The sequence below is a fragment of the Parabacteroides sp. AF27-14 genome, assembly GCF_003635425.1.
Lineage (GTDB): Bacteria > Bacteroidota > Bacteroidia > Bacteroidales > Tannerellaceae > Parabacteroides > Parabacteroides distasonis.
Genome location: NZ_QTLZ01000005.1, coordinates 67,304 through 84,169 on the forward strand (window position 1 = coordinate 67,304; position 16,866 = coordinate 84,169).

Below are 16,866 nucleotides of genomic sequence, written 5' to 3' on the forward strand. Positions count from 1 at the left end.
CCATTGACTTTCTAATCCAGCTTCAATACGGCCAAGAACGCTTTTTGCGGAACTTCTACCGTACCGATCTGCTTCATTCGTTTCTTTCCCTCTTTCTGTTTTTCCAGCAATTTACGCTTACGGGAGATATCGCCTCCATAACATTTCGCCGTCACGTCTTTACGGACAGCCTTAATTGTCTCACGAGCGATAATCTTAGCGCCTATCGCCGCTTGGATAGCGATATCGAATTGCTGGCGGGGGATCAACTCTTTCAGTTTCTCGCACATACGACGTCCGAAAGTAACGCTATTATCCACGTGCGTCAATGTAGACAAAGCGTCTACCGGCTCACCGTTCAACAGGATATCTAATTTAGCCAACTTACTGGGACGGAAATCATGTAAATGGTAATCGAAAGAAGCGTACCCTTTTGAAATACTCTTCAACTTATCATAAAAGTCGATTACGATCTCGCCCAACGGCAAGTCATAATGAATCTCGACACGATCACCAGAAATATATTCTTGCTTAAGCAGGACGCCACGCTTACCCAGACAGAGTGTCATGATCGGGCCGATATAGGTAGTGTTCGTGATCACGGAAGCACGGATAAACGGTTCGTCTATATGATCGATCAAAGTCGGGTCCGGCAAGCCTCCCGGATTATGTACCTCGATCTCCTCCCCTTTCTTTGTATGCACGATATAAGAAACGTTCGGTACAGTGGTTATCACATCCATATTGAACTCACGATCCAAACGCTCCTGAACAATCTCCATATGCAACAAGCCCAAGAAACCGCAACGGAACCCAAAACCCAACGCGGCGGAACTCTCCGGCTGGAAAGTCAAGGAAGCGTCGTTCAACTGCAATTTCTCCAATGACGCACGAAGGTTCTCGAAATCCTCGCTATCGATTGGATAGACACCGGCGAAGACCATCGGCTTCACCTCCTCAAAACCGGCGATCGCGTCTTTAGCCGGGCGAGACACATGAGTGATCGTATCACCGACACGCACCTCCCGGGACGTCTTGATACCGGAAATGATATATCCTACGTCTCCCGTCCGGATCTCCTCACGGGGGCACATATCTAATTTCAATATACCTACCTCGTCGGCGTCATACTCTTTTCCTGTAGCGATAAACTTCACATGGTCACCTTTACGGATCACGCCGTTTACCACCTTGAAGTAAGCGATAATACCACGGAACGGATTAAAGACGGAGTCAAAAATCAAACACTGCAACGGGGCCTCCGGATCACCTTTCGGGGCCGGGACCTTCTCCACGATCGTATTCAAGATCTCAGTCACTCCCTCGCCTGTCTTTCCGCTCGCCCGTAAGATATCCTCACGAGGGCAGCCCAACAGTTCCACGATCTGGTCCTCTACCTCCTCCGGCATGGCGCTAGGCAGGTCGATCTTGTTCATCACCGGAATAATCTCTAAGTCATTCTCTATCGCCATATATAGGTTAGAGATGGTTTGCGCCTGAATACCTTGGGCCGCGTCCACGATCAGCAACGCACCCTCGCAGGCGGCGATAGAACGGGAAACCTCATACGAGAAGTCCACGTGTCCCGGAGTATCGATCAGGTTCAGTATATATTCTTCACCCTTATAATTATACTTCATCTGGATCGCATGGCTCTTGATCGTAATACCACGCTCACGCTCTAAATCCATGTCGTCAAGGACTTGAGCTTGCATGTCTTTACCTTCTACTGTCTTGGTATACTCAAGCAAACGGTCTGCCAAGGTACTTTTCCCATGGTCAATATGAGCAATAATACAGAAATTGCGGATATTCTTCATCTGCTAAATTTATTTTTAGGTACGCGAAGATAGGAAATTTAGCCTAAATACTATACTTTTGGCATACCATTTGTTGTTAATAGTATATGACAATACAAGAAATAAATAAAGCATACAACCGAATTATCGGTTCATTAGACGAAAAGGAGCTAAAGAATGCGTTCGATTTTCTCCAAGGTTTAATAGCGGGAATACGTGAGTACTCATTCCAAGACAGGTTGAACGAGCTACAAGATACTTATAAATATATGTTGCGATACCGGATCGAGGGGGCTAAAGATCCGATGCAAGACCAAATATACAACAACTTGATCGCATCCAGCTATGAGTTCGCGGATATAGTGAAGCACAAGGCCTTATCGGTAGATTCGCCTCTCTCCTATTATAGCCGTAGGCGAATGATGCAAAAGGAGCTTACCAACTATGACCAGCTCCACAAGGTCTTGAGAAACGCCTCTCTGGTGAAGATAGAGACTCCGACCGGAACCATCACGGAGCAGCAGCAAATCGAATCCGCCACGATCCTATTGTTCAATAAGATCTGGACCTCGAATCCTCTCAATAAGGAAGAAATAGCCTCCATCAGGAACCTATTGAATGACCAAGAGTTGCCTTTTATCATCGGTAGCCAAATCGTATCGGCATTAATGCTGGGGTTGCAAGTCGCTTTCGATAAGGAGAAACTGCTATTATTATTCGATGCGGCCAATCTCCAAGAAGATGAGATTCGTTACCGTGCGTTGATCGGGATTCTCCTGACGCTCTATACCTATAGGAAACGTACGGCGCTATATCCGCAGATAGCGGATCGACTAGCGGCTTTATCCGAGGGATTTCCTAATTTCACGAAAGCGATCCGAACGATTACCCTTCGTTTTATCCTAGCCCGTGAGACAGAGAAGATCACCCGTAAGCTACAAGACGAGATCATTCCGGAGATGATCAAGCTAGGCCCTAAAATCAGTCAAAAGATAAACTTAAAGGATATCAATCCGGAACTTCTCGGAAACGAGATGAATCCGGAGTGGCAGAATATGTTATCGAACAGTTCCTTAGGGAAGAAAATGGAGGAGTTCAGCGAACTGCAACAAGAAGGCGCGGACGTAATGCACTCTACTTTCGTGCACCTAAAGCATTTCCCCTTTTTCCGGGAACTGGGTAACTGGTTCATGCCATTCACGACCGAGCATTCCGCTTTTGGCAATCAGTTGAGCAAGAATCAAACGGAAAAGGACATGCTAGATTCCATGACTCTTGCGGCATTCATGTGTAATTCCGATAAATACTCCTTATATTTCAGTATGATGCAATTGCCGGATCAAGCCCGTCAAATGATGATGGGACAATTTGGTAGCCAAGCCTCCGAGATGATTCAGCAAACGAAGGAGGAATTGATCAGTAAACGGGGAAAACTGGAAATCATATCCGGACAGTACATACAGGACTTGTATCGTTTCTTCAAACTTTATCCGGGACATCTGGATTTTGATGACATATTTACATCTGCGCTAGACTTTCATAACCTGCCAATTTTGCAGCCTTACGTCAGTGATGAGGAAAGTTTGACAACTATAGCGGAGTATTATCTCCGGAAGAATTACTTCCTCGACGCGCTCACGATCTACAATCGCTTATCCGACGCAAATCAAGAAAGTGATATCTTATTCCAGAAAATCGGTTACTGCAAACAAATGAATGGCGATATACAAGGCGCCTTGGAGGCTTATTTACATGCGGATCTTATCAATCCGGACAGTAAATGGGTTATTCGCCGGATCGCCGGTTGTTACCGTACCTTAAAGCAACCGGAAGAAGCGTTGAAATACTATCATCGTTACGAGGCTTTCAATCCGAATGATTTATCGATCCAAATATGTATCGGCCACTGCCATCTTGAACTCAAGAATTATAATGAGGCGCTGAAATATTATTTCAAGGTAGATTATCTGGACAATAAAAGCACGAAGGCTTGGCGTCCGATCGCTTGGTGTTCTTTCTTGACCGGTAAATACGATCAGGCCCGTAATTATTACAAAAAGATCATGGATAATCAACCCAACACCCAAGATTTCTTGAATGCGGGACATACGGAATGGGCATTACAGAATATAAAGGGAGCGCTTGCTTTTTATAAAAAAGCCGTGGAGAAAGAGTCCGGTGATTTCTCGAAGTTCCAAGAGCAGTTCAATCAAGATATCCCCGATCTTCTTGTAGCGGGAATCGAGGAGGCGGAAGTGCCGTTGATGATGGATCAACTCCGGTATTCCTTGAGCGATATATTCTAACTAGTCATCCAACAATTTGAGAAGACAAGAAAAAATATCGTATGAAAGAGATGATACTAAAGACAAAGCGACTCCTATTAAGGGAATTAAAACAAGATGATTTTGATGATATCTGTAAGCTTTTACAAGATCCGATTGTAATGTACGCTTACGAGGGAGCGTTCAGTAAAAAAGAGGTACAAGAATGGCTTGATAAGCAATTAAGGAGGTATCAAAACGATGGCTTTGGCTTATGGGGGATGATAGAGAAAGGCAGCGGAGAGCTTATCGGTCAGTGTGGTCTCACCTATCAAGAATTCAACGGTCAACAGGTTCCGGAGATCGGTTATTTGCTTAGGGCGGAATACTGGCATAAAGGTTATGCTACCGAGGCCGCCATAGCTTGTAAGGAATACGCCTTCAATATCCTTAACTTCGACAAAGTATACTCCATCATACGGGACACAAATATCCCCTCTCAAAAAGTAGCACTAAGAAACGATATGAGGGAAATCGCAAATTTCATAAAACATTATCGCAATATCGATATGCTTCATTTAGTATTCTGCGTGGATAAGTCATAGTTATCAAGCGGAAAGACTGGGTACTGAACCCAAACGCCCAACCGCCTATAAATCAGTCTTTTATTTTCCAATATTTCAAATAGGTAACGAAACAGTAACGATTTTTATTAACGCTTTTGTCCGGCTTTGTCCGCTGTTTGTCTGCCTATCTCACGGGTTCAAAGATACAACTCTTTTCCGAATTACGCAAATGCCTGAATATAAATGTTTCCATGTAGGTGCAAGGTGCAAGCTATATATATAGATATATACTTGCACCTTGCACCTAAAAAATGTTTAATCTAAAAAATATCATCTGTTTTATTTTGCCAATTTAAAAATAGTTCGTAGTTTTGCGAACAACAAACAAGAAAGGAGATATAAAAGTGAAAACTAAGCAGTACACAGAGGAACAGGAACAGATGGCTCGTTTTGCTAAAGCTATGGGTCACCCGGCACGAATGGCAATTCTTAGTTTCTTAGCTAAACAAGAAAGTTGTTTCTTCGGAGATATTCACGAAGTACTACCCATTGCTAAAGCAACCGTTTCGCAGCATTTAAAAGAACTGAAAGATGCAGGGTTAATTCAGGGGGAAATAGAAACACCAAAAGTTCGGTATTGTATCAACCGAGAGAATTGGGAACTTGCCCGTAAATTATTTGCTGCATTTTTGGGTGATTGTAAATGTACGGGTACATCGTGCTGTGGATAACAGCACCTTTTTTTGAGAATAATGTTCGTAGTTCTACGAATTACGATTGGTATATTAACTTTATAATTGAATAGAAAATGGAAATCAAAGTATTAGGAACTGGGTGTTCAAGCTGTAAGGCATTGTACGAAACCACAAAACAAGCTATTTCAGAACTGGGCTGCGATGCAACTCTAATTAAGGAAGAAGATTTATTAAAAATCATGGAGTATAATATTTTAAGTCTCCCGGCTTTGGTTATTGATGGTAAAGTCATATCTGCCGGAAAAAGATTATCCTTATCAGAAGTGAAAGAATTGATAACTAAATAAATTATTTACTATGAAGAAGTTATTTTATCTACTGATTGCAACAATCGTTTTAATTTCCTGTGGTAATGGTTCAAAGAATAAAACAGAAACCAGCATAGCAAAAGAAAATCAAACTAACCGTGTTGAAGTTCTATATTTTCACGGTGCGCAACGTTGCATAACCTGCCGGGCAATAGAAGCCAATACGGTAGCTCTTTTAGATAGCCTTTATTCCAAAGAACAGGCGGACGGTAAAATCATCTTCAAGGTGATAGATATATCCAAAAAGGAAAATGAGCAAATTGCAGATAAATACGAAGTTACATGGTCGTCTTTGTTTGTGAATGGCTGGAAAGACAGTAAAGAGAATGTAAATAACATGACGGAGTTTAGTTTCTCCAATGCAAGAAATGAACCGGATAAATTTAAAGAGGGAATAAAAAACAAGATTGACGAATTACTAAAAACATTGTAAGATGGACTTTCTTCAATCACTATTAGACAATAGTTCTATTCCTGCTATTACAGCCTTTATCTTAGGGACTTTAACGGCAGTTAGCCCTTGTCCTTTGGCTACTAATATAACGGCAATAGGATTTATCAGTAAGGATATAGAGAACCATCACCGTATATTTATAAACGGATTGCTTTATACATTCGGCAGAATAGTAACTTATACAGCACTTGGTTTCATTCTTATTCCTATTCTTCGTGAGGGTGCAAGTATGTTCATGGTTCAAAAGGCAGTCAGTAAATACGGTGAAATGTTGATTGCTCCGGTTTTAATTATTATCGGAATATTCATGCTTGATATTATAAAACTGAATATACCAAAAGTCAATATTGGCGGAGAGGGTCTAAAGAAGAAAACAAAAGGCAGTTGGGGAGCTATGTTATTAGGAGTTTTATTTGCTCTCGCCTTTTGTCCTACAAGTGGGGTTTTCTATTTCGGTATGCTTATGCCCTTGGCAGCAGCAGAAACAGGCGGGTATCTTTTACCTGTAATTTATGCTATTGCTACGGGACTACCTGTAATCCTTGTTGCTTGGATATTGGCGTACAGTGTTGCCGGATTAGGCAAGTTTTATAACAGAGTACAAATCTTTGAAAAATGGTTTCGCAAAATTGTTGCCATCCTCTTTATTGCGATAGGAATTTATTATGCGGTCATTCTTTATCTATAAACAAACAATGTATTAATTAAAATAAAAGACAGTATGAAAACAATAGAAATTTTTGACCCGGCAATGTGTTGCCCTACGGGTTTGTGTGGAACTAATATTAATCCTGAATTAATGAGGATAGCCGTTGTTATCGAAACATTGAAAAGACAGGGTGTTGTTGTTACCCGTCATAATTTGCGGGACGAACCGCAAGTTTATGTAAGTAACAAGACTGTAAACCAATATCTTCAAAAGAATGGTGCAGAAGCACTGCCTATTACTTTGGTGGATGGTGAAATTGCAGTTTCTAAAGATTATCCCACAACTAAACAAATGAGTGAATGGACAGGAATTAATTTAGACTTGATGCCCGTTAAATAATCGTTGAACAAATTAATATACAGAATAATGAAAGCATTTAATTTATCCGATATAGAACTAACAAAATACTTATTCTTCACAGGAAAAGGTGGAGTAGGAAAAACCTCTATTGCTTGCGCTACGGCAGTGGGATTAGCTGATAAAGGGGAGAAAATTCTTCTTATCAGTACAGACCCGGCTTCTAACCTGCAAGATGTTTTCAATCAAACCCTAAACGGACATGGTACAGCTATTTCAGAAGTACCGGGGCTGACGGTCGTAAACCTTGACCCTGAACAGGCAGCAGCAGAGTACAGGGAAAGTGTGATTGCACCTTTTAGAGGACAATTACCTGAAAGCGTTATTCAAAATATGGAAGAACAACTTTCAGGCTCTTGTACGGTAGAAATCGCTGCCTTTAATGAGTTTTCAGACTTTATCACCGATGCTGATAAAGCGAAGGAATACGACCACATTATTTTTGATACAGCACCTACCGGACACACATTGCGAATGTTGCAGCTTCCATCGGCATGGAGTACATTTATTAGTGAAAGTACACATGGCGCATCTTGTTTAGGACAATTATCAGGCTTGGAAGAAAGGAAAGGTATCTATAAACAGGCGGTTGATACATTGTCTGATACAAGCGCAACCCGGTTAGTATTGGTAAGCCGTCCTGAAATAGCACCGTTGAAAGAAGCTGCCCGTTCTTCGCATGAATTACAACTATTGGGAATTAAAAATCAGCTATTGGTGATAAATGGTGTTTTACAGCAATTAGATGAAGCAGACAATGTTTCACAACAACTGTATAACAGGCAGCAAAAGGCGTTACAAAGTATGCCTATTGCATTATCTGAATATCCCATGTATAGCGTTCCTCTGCGTTCTTACAATTTATCCAATATTGCCAATATCCGCCGTATGCTATACAGTGATAGTATTACGAATGAAATTCGTTATCAGCCGATAACTGATAGCAAAAGTATAGATGAATTGGTAAATGACCTCTATACTTCCGGTAAACGAGTAGTGTTCACAATGGGAAAAGGTGGCGTAGGAAAAACGACCTTAGCCACAGAAATAGCCTTGAAATTAACAAAGCTCGGTGCAAAGGTTCATCTTACCACTACTGACCCGGCAAATCACCTGAACTATGATTTTGCCATCAAATCAGGTATTACGGTAAGCCATATAGACGAAGCGGAAGTGCTGGAAAAATACAAGAATGAAGTTCGTAGCAAAGCTGCCGAAACCATGACTGCCGAAGATATGGAATATATAGAGGAAGATTTACGTTCACCATGTACGCAAGAAATCGCCGTATTTAAGGCTTTTGCTGAAATTGTAGATAAAGCGGAGAATGAAATCGTAGTGATTGATACTGCACCAACAGGACATACTTTGTTGCTTTTGGATGCTACCCAAAGCTATCACAAAGAAGTAGAACGTACACAGGGAGAAGTAACCGGAGCAGTAGCCAATTTATTACCCCGTTTACGCAATCCACAGGAAACGGAAGTAGTAATAGTCACTTTACCCGAAGCAACACCTGTTTTTGAAGCAGAACGCCTACAAATGGATTTGCAGCGTGCCGGGATTAACAACAAATGGTGGGTAGTAAATGCCTGTTTGTCATTGACAAATACAGCAAATTCATTTTTGCAAGCAAAAGCGCAAAGTGAATTGACTTGGATTAAGAAAGTAGAAGAATTGTCAAAGGGCAATACTGCCCTGATTGAATGGAAAAACTTATAAGAATATGAAGATTTTAATCCTTTGCACTGGTAACAGTTGCCGTAGCCAAATGGCACACGGTTTCTTACAGTCATTCGATAAAAACATGGATGTCTTTTCAGCAGGAACAAAACCTGCTGAAAAGGTTAATCCGATGGCGGTAAAAGTTATGTCTGAAACAGGAATAGACCTTACCAACCATACCCCTAAAAACGTTAGCCTGTATTTAGGGCACGAATGGGACTATGTGATAACGGTATGTGGCGGCGCAAATGAAAGCTGCCCTATGTTTACAGGCAAGGTAAAAAACAGATTGCACATTGGATTTGACGACCCATCAGAAGCGACCGGGACACCGGAGTTTATAAATAGTGAATTTCTTCGGGTACGGGATGAAATAAGAATGCGTTTCTATGATTTTTACCTGCAAGAATTAAAACCGCAATTAAAATAAAGGGCAGTCATTATGGAAAAGAAACAAGGAATTGGATTTTTTGAAAGATACCTGACTATTTGGGTAGCCTTGTGTATCGTTATCGGGATAGCCATCGGACAATATCTTCCGGCAATACCGCAAACATTGAGCAAATTTGAATATGCCAACGTGTCTATACCTGTGGCTATCCTGATTTGGTTAATGATATATCCCATGATGCTGAAAGTAGATTTTCAGAGCATCAAGAACGTAGGCAAACGTCCGAAAGGGATTGTCATTACTTGTGTGACGAACTGGGTAATAAAGCCATTCACCATGTTTGGAATAGCTTATCTATTCTTCTACGTTATTTTCAAGTCATTAATCCCTGCCGGATTAGCCGAAGAATATTTAGCTGGGGCAGTTCTGTTAGGTGCTGCACCCTGTACGGCGATGGTGTTTGTATGGAGTCATTTAACCAAAGGGGATGCAGCTTACACATTGGTGCAAGTGGCAGTCAATGATTTAATAATATTGGTTGCTTTCGCTCCTATCGTTGCGTTTTTGTTGGGTGTCGGTGGCGTTTCTATCCCGTGGGACACGCTTATACTCTCGGTCGTACTGTTTGTTGTCATTCCACTTTCTGCCGGAATAGTAACCCGTGTAACGGTTATCCGGCGAAAAGGAATAGACTATTTCAATACCGTCTTTGTCCGCAAGTTCGATAACTATACGGTTGGCGGATTGCTATTAACGCTTATCATCCTGTTTTCGTTTCAGGGGGAAACGATACTGAACAATCCGTTACATATTGTCTTGATTGCCGTCCCGCTTGTCCTGCAAACGGTTCTGATATTCTTTGTTGCCTACGGTTGGGCAAAGTGGTGGAAGTTACCCCACAATGTCGCCGCACCTGCCGGAATGATTGGTGCGAGTAACTTCTTTGAGTTGGCGGTGGCGGTGGCTATTTCTCTTTTCGGCTTACAGTCCGGTGCTGCACTGGCTACCGTAGTAGGCGTATTGGTTGAAGTTCCAGTAATGCTTATGTTAGTAAAAATAGCCAATAATACAAGAAGTTGGTTTCCTAAAGTAAAATAAGAATGGGCAAGTCAGGAACAATTTGGTCGATGATAGCAAGTGTAATATCACCATTACTTGCTTTATTAGGTGTAATAAGTTGCTGTGGGCTACCTATATTAGCCGGAATATTAGCAACATTAGGAATTGGAGCGTCACAACTTAGTTTTTTTGCAGAGTATAAAGGTTGGTTTATTGGCTTTGCCATCATCTCCCTACTCTTTGGCTTTTATCAAGTTTATTTCAAAAAAGAAACTTGTGGATGTGGAACGAATGTTTCAGAAACAAATCTGAAAAGACGTTCCAAATCAAAGTCTTTCCAAAAATTCTTCTTGTGGTTAGGTGTGGCAATACTTGTATTCGTTCTGTTTATTGGAAATAAAAATCAAACAGTCCAAAGCAATGAAAGTGGCGGATGCTGCCCGGCAAACACACAATCAGTGCAACCAGAAGAAAAGAAATGTTGCGGAACACAGCCACAACCTGAACAGGAAGAAAGCTGTTGTGACACTACATTTAATTAATAAATAGTTTTTAATTCAATAGATTATGAATACTTTATTAGACACATTACAATACTTCGTATTTATTACGATTGAGTTGATAGCCTTATTTCTGTTAATCAGCGCAGCCGTAGAAATTATACTGATGTATATCCCGGAAGAAACGATTCGGAAAAAGCTATCAGGTTCGGGTATTATGGGCAATGTCATAGCTGCCGGATTTGGGGCATTAACCCCTTTCTGCGCTTGCTCTACCATTCCTATGACAGTAGGTTTTCTAAATGCAGGAGTTCCATTTGGTTCTACAATGTCCTTTCTGATAGCTTCTCCATTACTCAATCCTATCATTATAGGTATGTTGGGAGCTTTGGTAGGATTTAAGGCAATGGTTTTCTATTTTGTCATCGCTTTTATCTGTTCCGTTGCATTTGGATATGTTCTCGAAAAAATAGGCGCACAAAAGTATGTGAAAAATGTTCGGGTGAAACCCAGTTGTTGTTCAGGCAGCGAACAGCCTAAAAACAAAAGGTTGCTTCCTTTCCGCCAAAAAATAAAGATTGCTTTTATAAATGCGTGGGGGAGCCTTAGACCTATTATGATATATTTACTGATAGGTGTTGCTCTCGGTGCTGGCATTTATGGCTATATGCCGCAAGATTTTGTGTTGAAAATAGCAGGTGCAGACAATCCTCTCGCTATACCTGTGGCTGCCGTATTGGGTATTCCTCTGTATATCCGTGCAGAAACAGCTATCCCCATCGGCATAGCATTGATGGGCAAAGGTATGAGCATCGGGGCGGTTATTGCCCTCGTTATCGGTGGTGCAGGAATGGCTATTCCCGAAATGAGTATGCTTGCCAGTATATTCAAGAAAAAACTGGTAGGCATGATAGTGGCGGTTATCTTTTTAACGGCAGTTATCGCAGGTTATGTATTTAACCTGTTTTTATAATCACTTAAAAATAAATAGTTCAATTATGGAAGAAAAGGAAGATAAGAAGAAAGGCTTTTTTGCCTCTCTATTTGCTCCGAAACCTTGTAAATGTAGTTGCGGAGTGCAAATAGAGGAAGTAGAAGAAGATGGAAATCCGTCAGAGAATTTGAAAAAGGACGAAACCAAAGTATCAGAAAAGAATGATACGAGTGAAAATCAAGGTAACTCTTGCGGATGCTGTGGCTAAAATCATTCATCAATATTCTGTTTGAAAGGAAACTAACTTAATACAATTTTTTAATTGGCTATCTAATGTAGGAAGTATGCTCACATACTTTCTACATTTATTTATTGTATATTAAAATATAAAAATAAACTTCTATTTGCAATATAAATGACAGAAGAATATATGACATGAATAGCGAAATCGAATATGAGAATTTTATAAAGAACATAGACCTTGTAATCTATGATAAAATAGATATTGATAATTGGAATATTTCAATAGACTTAATATTTGAAGTAGTAGAGTTCCTACAAAAATCACTCGAAGAATTAAGAACGATTATTATTGAGCATCCGTTTGAAAGTAAAGAAGAGGAAATTTATTTTTTCAAATATATAAAACCGGAAGTCTTGGGACGATTATTATACTTCACAGATGTGTATAACGCTGAAATGAGAAAACCGAATGGTAGCATTGAGGTAGTAAAGAAGCACTACAATGACAGATTGGATGAACTGACCTCCTATTTTGAAAGTAATTTAGACTTCTATCAATATTACCGTTCCAAAGCGACACATTTAGATAATCATTATTTTGTAAGGGGGCATATTGATTTTAAACTATGCCCGAATTGTACCCCTTATGACCGTGACCCGGAATTTTCAACTTGCTACGACCACAAAGCAGCACAAATATTAGCAAATGATATGCTTAGCATTTATTTGAATAAAAGGCTACATTATGTAGATAAGCAAATAATCATTGAAGAAAGTCGAGCATTTCTTTCTGAACACCCTTTTCGATGGACTGCTCCAAAGATAGCATTAGTAGAACTTGGATATTCTATTTATGCTGCGTGTGTCTTGAATAATGGTAAAGCAGATATTAAAGAGATTATGACTTATTTAGAAGCATCTTTCAAAGTTGATTTAGGGGATTACTATCGGACTTATATAACAATAAAAGACCGGAAGAAAGACCGGACTTCATTTCTTAGTAACCTAATAAAGTGTTTGCTGAAGAAAATGGATGAAGACGACAACTTATAAAAAACAAAAGCACAAAAACAACCAAGTATCTACCAACTTGGTTGTTTTTGTTTTTACCCGTTTTCACCCATTTTTTCTTACTTTTCAGCTCAAAACAGATGGTTTTTAGGCTAAAATCCTCAAAAAAATAAATCTTCCAACTTGGAAAGAGGTTGGAAGATTTATTTTTTCAAATGCTTCAACTTTGCAGCAAATCAATTAGTTAGCAAAATGGAGATAATAACATTCGAGTCAAAAGCCTACAAGGATTTAGACAACAAAATTACCGCTATCGCCGATTACATATTCAATCACACGGAAGCGGAAAGTACCAATGAAGATGAAATTTGGGTGGATAGTTACGAGGTCTGCACATTTTTGAAAATCAGTGAAAAGACACTGCAACGTTTGCGAGTGGCTGGAACTATTGCCTACTCCAATATTCGGGGGCGTTACTTCTACAAAATAAGCGAAGTAAAACGGATGCTGGAAGAACGACTGATAAAGAGCAATAAAGAGAATATTCAAGACCTGATAACCAACCACCACCTATATGTTAAGGAAAGAAGAAATATTAGAAAGGACAAGTAACGGGCTATCTGTATTCAAGCACTATGTACCCGGTAATTGGCGGATAGGTCGAAATTTCTTGAACCCGCTTTATGAAGATAATAAAGCGTCCTGTAATATCTATTTCGACCGCCGAAGTGGTATATATAAGATGAAAGATTTTGGCAATGACAATTATAGCGGTGATTGTTTCTTTTTCGTGGGGCAACTTAAAGGGTTGGACTGCAATAATTCGATGGATTTTGTGGAGATACTGGAAACCATCGACCGGGATTTGGGATTAGGACTGGCAACAGGTAACCCGATACCTGTTACCCGTAATTCTTGCCGTGTGGTGGATAATATATTGGAAGAAACACCTGAGAAGGAAAGCAAACCTTACCAGTTCAGGGAACAGAAATTTCCGCTTGCTGAATTGATGTACTGGCAACAGTATGGTATCACACCGGAAATATTGGAACTGTACAAGGTCTGTTCCCTACGGGATTTTCAGAGTGTAACAGCGGATGGAACACAATTCACTTATACTTCATCCGTAACAGAACCAATGTACGGATATAAAAGTAAACGATATATAAAACTGTATCGTCCATTCTCAAAAACTCGTTTCCTCTATGGGGGTAATTTCGGAGATAATTATTGTTTCGGATTGGAACAACTACCCGCAAAAGGTGATACACTGTTTATTACGGGCGGAGAAAAAGATGTCATGTCATTGGCTGCACATGGTTTCCATGCTATCTGCTTCAACAGTGAAACGGTGACTGTTCCCCCTACCCTGATTTATAAACTGACTTTCCGGTTTAAACACATCATCTTATTGTATGATACCGATAAAACGGGAAAGGAAAGCGCACGCAAACAGGAAAAACAGTTGGAAGAATTTTCAGTAAAACGGCTGCTTTTACCGCTTTCCGGCACGAAAGAAGAAAAGGATATTTCCGACTATTTTAAAGCGGGGAATACCCGTGAAGATTTCCTGAAATTGTTTATCGAATTTTTAGATAACCTATATAGTGATACATTGATTATGCTTAAATCGTGCGAAATAGACTTCAATAATCCCCCGGCAAAAGCACAGGTGATAATTTCTGCCGGGGACGTTCCACTGGGGACACAAGGAAACCTGTTCGGCATTACGGGTGGCGAGGGAACAGGTAAAAGTAATTATATCGCTGCTATGTTGGCAGGCTGCATCTGCCAGCCGGATAAGGAAGTTGATACTCTCGGCATACAGATTACTGCCAACAGTAAGCGCAAAGCGGTATTACTTTACGATACGGAACAATCCGAAGTACAACTGTTCAAGAATGTAAGTAACCTGTTAGCACGTGCGAAGCAACCGGACAAACCGGAAGAACTGAAAGCATTTTGTTTGACGGGGATGTCCCGCAAAGAACGTCTGCACGCCATTGTTCAGAGTATGGATAAGTTCTATTACCAATATGGGGGCATACAGTTAGTAGTGATAGACGGTATCGCCGACCTTGTGAAAAGTGCCAATGATGAAGCGGAAAGTGTGGCGGTGATAGATGAACTATACCGACTGGCAGGAATTTATAATACCTGTATTCTTTGCGTGCTGCATTTCGTACCCAATGGATTGAAGCTCCGGGGGCATTTAGGCTCGGAATTACAGCGCAAAGCGGCAACTATCCTTTCCATCGAAAAGGACGAAGAACCTACACAATCGGTGGTAAAAGCCCTGAAAGTCCGTGACGGTAGTCCTTTGGACGTTCCTTTGATGCTTTTTGCTTGGGACAAAGCAGCCGGGATGCACCTTTATAAAGGGGAAAAGCCACGAGAGGAAAAAGAGAAACGCAAGGAAAAGGAACTGGTATGCGTTGCCCGTGATATTTTTGGACGGCAGACACATATTACCTATATAGACCTGTGCGAACAGTTGCAGCAGGTTTTGGACGTGAAAGAACGTACTGCCAAAAGCTATGTTCGTTTCATGCGGGAACGGGATATTATCATTAAAGACCCGTCCAACCAAAGTTATTTTATGATTGGTTTAATTTAATCAGGTAGCCTTATGTATATAGATAAAGACGATTTTACCGCATGGATGGAGCGTATCATGGATAGGTTCGATATGCAGGACAAGAAAATAGACCGGGTGATAAAAGGACGTAATTGTTTGGATGGTGAAGAACTGCTGGATAATCAGGATTTATGCTTGCTTCTGAAAGTAGCCCCTCGAACACTGACCCGTTATCGAAAAAAAGGAATACTCCCTTTCCTTATGTTGGATGGTAGATGTTATTACCGTGCCACGGACGTACACAAGTTAATCCGTGAAAAAACCGACTAATTTTTTCTTTTCTAATAGCTTTTAATCCTGTTTTGTCGTGAGATAAAACAGGATTTTCTTTTTCCTGTTCGGGTATATCCGGGACTTTCTGTATATTTGCAACAGTTTCATAAGACAATAACAGCATAGGTTGAAAAGCCGATTGCTTTTATATATAACATAGCGTTCGCAGAACGTCTCAACGTAGAAAACTGGTAATTTTCAAAGAGAAGAGATTTATGCGCAATGTTCATGCTATACTTCTGTATAGCGTGGGCTTGCCTGTTTCTTCTCTTAGGCGTACCAGTGCCTCTACGTTGGAATAGTGTGAGTTCACGCTTTTTTTAGACGTACTGGCGAACAGTTTATAACTAAAAACTGTTTGATACCAACTTATGAAACATTTAAAAACTTGTATTGCTGTATCTCTCGATGGCTTCATTGCCCGAAAAGATAATGATTTGGACTGGATGCCGGAAAACGTTAAAAAGGAAATTTCGGCAGCTTATGAACAACCCGGTATATTTCTTGCCGGAGTGAATACCTATAACATGATTTTTAAACGTTGGGGCGGATGGCCGTACAAAAGTAAAAAGACTTTTGTAGTGTCCCACTACGACACCAATGTGACGAAAAAGGAGAATGTAACCTTTCTTACCGATATACCCTTACGGGCAATCAATGAACTTAAATCAAGTTCGGAAACCGATATTCAGGTCATTGGCGGCGGTAAGTTTATAACCTCGCTGATTGAAGCGTCCCTGCTGGATGAAATAACGCTGTATATCGTTCCGGTCATGCTTGGGGACGGTATCAAGTTTATAGGAAAGACTTTCGGGTCGAAGTGGGAACTGACCGGACACCGGGTGATAGACAATCAGGTCGTTTACCTGACCTACCAGTATAAAGGAGAATGATTTAAAAA

The 16,866-nt window shown here is 40.6% G+C and carries 19 protein-coding genes; 18 read left to right on the plus strand and 1 reads right to left on the minus strand.

All coding sequences use genetic code 11. From position 1 onward, the window contains the following. Positions 1 to 11 precede the first annotated feature (11 nt). Complete coding sequence (lepA, locus tag DWY79_RS07140; protein WP_005856098.1) at positions 12 to 1,799, minus strand: translation elongation factor 4; 1,788 nt, start codon at positions 1,797 to 1,799, stop codon at positions 12 to 14. Positions 1,800 to 1,885: 86 nt separating this feature from the next. Here lepA and DWY79_RS07145 point away from each other — a divergent pair, with 86 nt between their 5' ends. The 18 genes from DWY79_RS07145 (at position 1,886) to DWY79_RS07230 (ending at position 16,858) form a co-directional block, all read left to right on the plus strand. Further along, positions 1,886 to 4,084: a tetratricopeptide repeat protein gene (locus tag DWY79_RS07145; protein ID WP_122369095.1), complete on the plus strand. Its 2,199-nt coding sequence runs from the start codon at positions 1,886 to 1,888 to the stop codon at positions 4,082 to 4,084. A 41-nt stretch (positions 4,085 to 4,125) separates the two neighbouring features. Then, the gene (locus DWY79_RS07150; RefSeq protein ID WP_005856094.1) at positions 4,126 to 4,647 is read left to right on the plus strand and encodes a GNAT family N-acetyltransferase; all 522 of its coding nucleotides are present in this window, start codon (positions 4,126 to 4,128) and stop codon (positions 4,645 to 4,647) included. A gap of 365 nt (positions 4,648 to 5,012) precedes the next feature. Further along, positions 5,013 to 5,339 (plus strand): helix-turn-helix transcriptional regulator, encoded by a 327-nt coding sequence (locus DWY79_RS07155; RefSeq protein WP_118195647.1) that lies wholly within the window; start codon positions 5,013 to 5,015, stop codon positions 5,337 to 5,339. Positions 5,340 to 5,416: 77 nt separating this feature from the next. Beyond that, positions 5,417 to 5,650, plus strand: a complete 234-nt coding sequence (locus DWY79_RS07160) for a thioredoxin family protein (RefSeq protein WP_004292400.1) — start codon at positions 5,417 to 5,419, stop codon at positions 5,648 to 5,650. A gap of 10 nt (positions 5,651 to 5,660) precedes the next feature. Then, complete coding sequence (locus DWY79_RS07165) at positions 5,661 to 6,104, plus strand: nitrophenyl compound nitroreductase subunit ArsF family protein (protein ID WP_004292399.1); 444 nt, start codon at positions 5,661 to 5,663, stop codon at positions 6,102 to 6,104. Position 6,105: 1 nt separating this feature from the next. Continuing rightward, positions 6,106 to 6,813, plus strand: coding sequence for an aromatic aminobenezylarsenical efflux permease ArsG family transporter (locus tag DWY79_RS07170; protein WP_011107126.1), 708 nt, complete (start codon positions 6,106 to 6,108; stop codon positions 6,811 to 6,813). A gap of 33 nt (positions 6,814 to 6,846) precedes the next feature. Beyond that, the gene (gene arsD / locus DWY79_RS07175) at positions 6,847 to 7,173 is read left to right on the plus strand and encodes an arsenite efflux transporter metallochaperone ArsD (RefSeq protein ID WP_011107125.1); all 327 of its coding nucleotides are present in this window, start codon (positions 6,847 to 6,849) and stop codon (positions 7,171 to 7,173) included. A gap of 27 nt (positions 7,174 to 7,200) precedes the next feature. Next, a complete protein-coding gene (arsA, locus tag DWY79_RS07180; protein WP_011107124.1) occupies positions 7,201 to 8,913 on the plus strand; it encodes an arsenical pump-driving ATPase in 1,713 nt (570 codons plus the stop codon). A gap of 4 nt (positions 8,914 to 8,917) precedes the next feature. Continuing rightward, positions 8,918 to 9,346 carry an arsenate reductase ArsC gene (locus tag DWY79_RS07185; protein WP_011107123.1) on the plus strand — a complete coding sequence of 143 codons (429 nt, stop codon included), beginning with the start codon at positions 8,918 to 8,920 and terminating at the stop codon, positions 9,344 to 9,346. A gap of 12 nt (positions 9,347 to 9,358) precedes the next feature. Continuing rightward, positions 9,359 to 10,405: an ACR3 family arsenite efflux transporter gene (arsB, locus tag DWY79_RS07190; protein ID WP_011107122.1), complete on the plus strand. Its 1,047-nt coding sequence runs from the start codon at positions 9,359 to 9,361 to the stop codon at positions 10,403 to 10,405. Between the two features lie 2 nt (positions 10,406 to 10,407). Then, on the plus strand, positions 10,408 to 10,908 hold the full coding sequence (locus tag DWY79_RS07195; RefSeq protein WP_011107121.1) for a hypothetical protein: 501 nt from the start codon (positions 10,408 to 10,410) through the stop codon (positions 10,906 to 10,908). A gap of 25 nt (positions 10,909 to 10,933) precedes the next feature. After that, entirely contained in the window at positions 10,934 to 11,839 is a 906-nt protein-coding gene (locus DWY79_RS07200) for a permease (RefSeq protein ID WP_011107120.1), read from the plus strand. Positions 11,840 to 11,864: 25 nt separating this feature from the next. Next, entirely contained in the window at positions 11,865 to 12,068 is a 204-nt protein-coding gene (locus tag DWY79_RS07205) for a hypothetical protein (RefSeq protein ID WP_015532707.1), read from the plus strand. Between the two features lie 167 nt (positions 12,069 to 12,235). Next, positions 12,236 to 13,096 (plus strand): RteC domain-containing protein, encoded by an 861-nt coding sequence (locus DWY79_RS07210; protein ID WP_011107118.1) that lies wholly within the window; start codon positions 12,236 to 12,238, stop codon positions 13,094 to 13,096. A gap of 210 nt (positions 13,097 to 13,306) precedes the next feature. Next, the gene (locus DWY79_RS07215; protein WP_011107117.1) at positions 13,307 to 13,666 is read left to right on the plus strand and encodes a helix-turn-helix domain-containing protein; all 360 of its coding nucleotides are present in this window, start codon (positions 13,307 to 13,309) and stop codon (positions 13,664 to 13,666) included. Further along, positions 13,629 to 15,671 (plus strand): bifunctional DNA primase/helicase, encoded by a 2,043-nt coding sequence (locus DWY79_RS07220; protein WP_105100239.1) that lies wholly within the window; start codon positions 13,629 to 13,631, stop codon positions 15,669 to 15,671. The genes DWY79_RS07215 and DWY79_RS07220 overlap by 38 nt, the downstream gene beginning before the upstream one ends. A gap of 12 nt (positions 15,672 to 15,683) precedes the next feature. Beyond that, on the plus strand, positions 15,684 to 15,962 hold the full coding sequence (locus DWY79_RS07225) for a helix-turn-helix domain-containing protein (RefSeq protein WP_005926255.1): 279 nt from the start codon (positions 15,684 to 15,686) through the stop codon (positions 15,960 to 15,962). Positions 15,963 to 16,336: 374 nt separating this feature from the next. Continuing rightward, positions 16,337 to 16,858 carry a dihydrofolate reductase family protein gene (locus DWY79_RS07230; protein ID WP_015532708.1) on the plus strand — a complete coding sequence of 174 codons (522 nt, stop codon included), beginning with the start codon at positions 16,337 to 16,339 and terminating at the stop codon, positions 16,856 to 16,858. Positions 16,859 to 16,866: the final 8 nt, after the last annotated feature.

Excerpts from the sequence above, each read along its gene's own strand:
- lepA (WP_005856098.1), bottom strand. The coding sequence starts at position 1,799 with ATGAAGAATATCCGCAATTTCTGTATTATTGCTCATATTGACCATGGG.
- DWY79_RS07145 (WP_122369095.1), top strand. The coding sequence starts at position 1,886 with ATGACAATACAAGAAATAAATAAAGCATACAACCGAATTATCGGTTCA.
- DWY79_RS07150 (WP_005856094.1), top strand. The coding sequence starts at position 4,126 with ATGAAAGAGATGATACTAAAGACAAAGCGACTCCTATTAAGGGAATTA.
- DWY79_RS07160 (WP_004292400.1), top strand. The coding sequence starts at position 5,417 with ATGGAAATCAAAGTATTAGGAACTGGGTGTTCAAGCTGTAAGGCATTG.
- DWY79_RS07165 (WP_004292399.1), top strand. The coding sequence starts at position 5,661 with ATGAAGAAGTTATTTTATCTACTGATTGCAACAATCGTTTTAATTTCC.
- DWY79_RS07170 (WP_011107126.1), top strand. The coding sequence starts at position 6,106 with ATGGACTTTCTTCAATCACTATTAGACAATAGTTCTATTCCTGCTATT.
- arsD (WP_011107125.1), top strand. The coding sequence starts at position 6,847 with ATGAAAACAATAGAAATTTTTGACCCGGCAATGTGTTGCCCTACGGGT.
- arsA (WP_011107124.1), top strand. The coding sequence starts at position 7,201 with ATGAAAGCATTTAATTTATCCGATATAGAACTAACAAAATACTTATTC.
- DWY79_RS07185 (WP_011107123.1), top strand. The coding sequence starts at position 8,918 with ATGAAGATTTTAATCCTTTGCACTGGTAACAGTTGCCGTAGCCAAATG.
- arsB (WP_011107122.1), top strand. The coding sequence starts at position 9,359 with ATGGAAAAGAAACAAGGAATTGGATTTTTTGAAAGATACCTGACTATT.
- DWY79_RS07195 (WP_011107121.1), top strand. The coding sequence starts at position 10,408 with ATGGGCAAGTCAGGAACAATTTGGTCGATGATAGCAAGTGTAATATCA.
- DWY79_RS07200 (WP_011107120.1), top strand. The coding sequence starts at position 10,934 with ATGAATACTTTATTAGACACATTACAATACTTCGTATTTATTACGATT.
- DWY79_RS07205 (WP_015532707.1), top strand. The coding sequence starts at position 11,865 with ATGGAAGAAAAGGAAGATAAGAAGAAAGGCTTTTTTGCCTCTCTATTT.
- DWY79_RS07210 (WP_011107118.1), top strand. The coding sequence starts at position 12,236 with ATGAATAGCGAAATCGAATATGAGAATTTTATAAAGAACATAGACCTT.
- DWY79_RS07215 (WP_011107117.1), top strand. The coding sequence starts at position 13,307 with ATGGAGATAATAACATTCGAGTCAAAAGCCTACAAGGATTTAGACAAC.
- DWY79_RS07220 (WP_105100239.1), top strand. The coding sequence starts at position 13,629 with ATGTTAAGGAAAGAAGAAATATTAGAAAGGACAAGTAACGGGCTATCT.
- DWY79_RS07225 (WP_005926255.1), top strand. The coding sequence starts at position 15,684 with ATGTATATAGATAAAGACGATTTTACCGCATGGATGGAGCGTATCATG.
- DWY79_RS07230 (WP_015532708.1), top strand. The coding sequence starts at position 16,337 with ATGAAACATTTAAAAACTTGTATTGCTGTATCTCTCGATGGCTTCATT.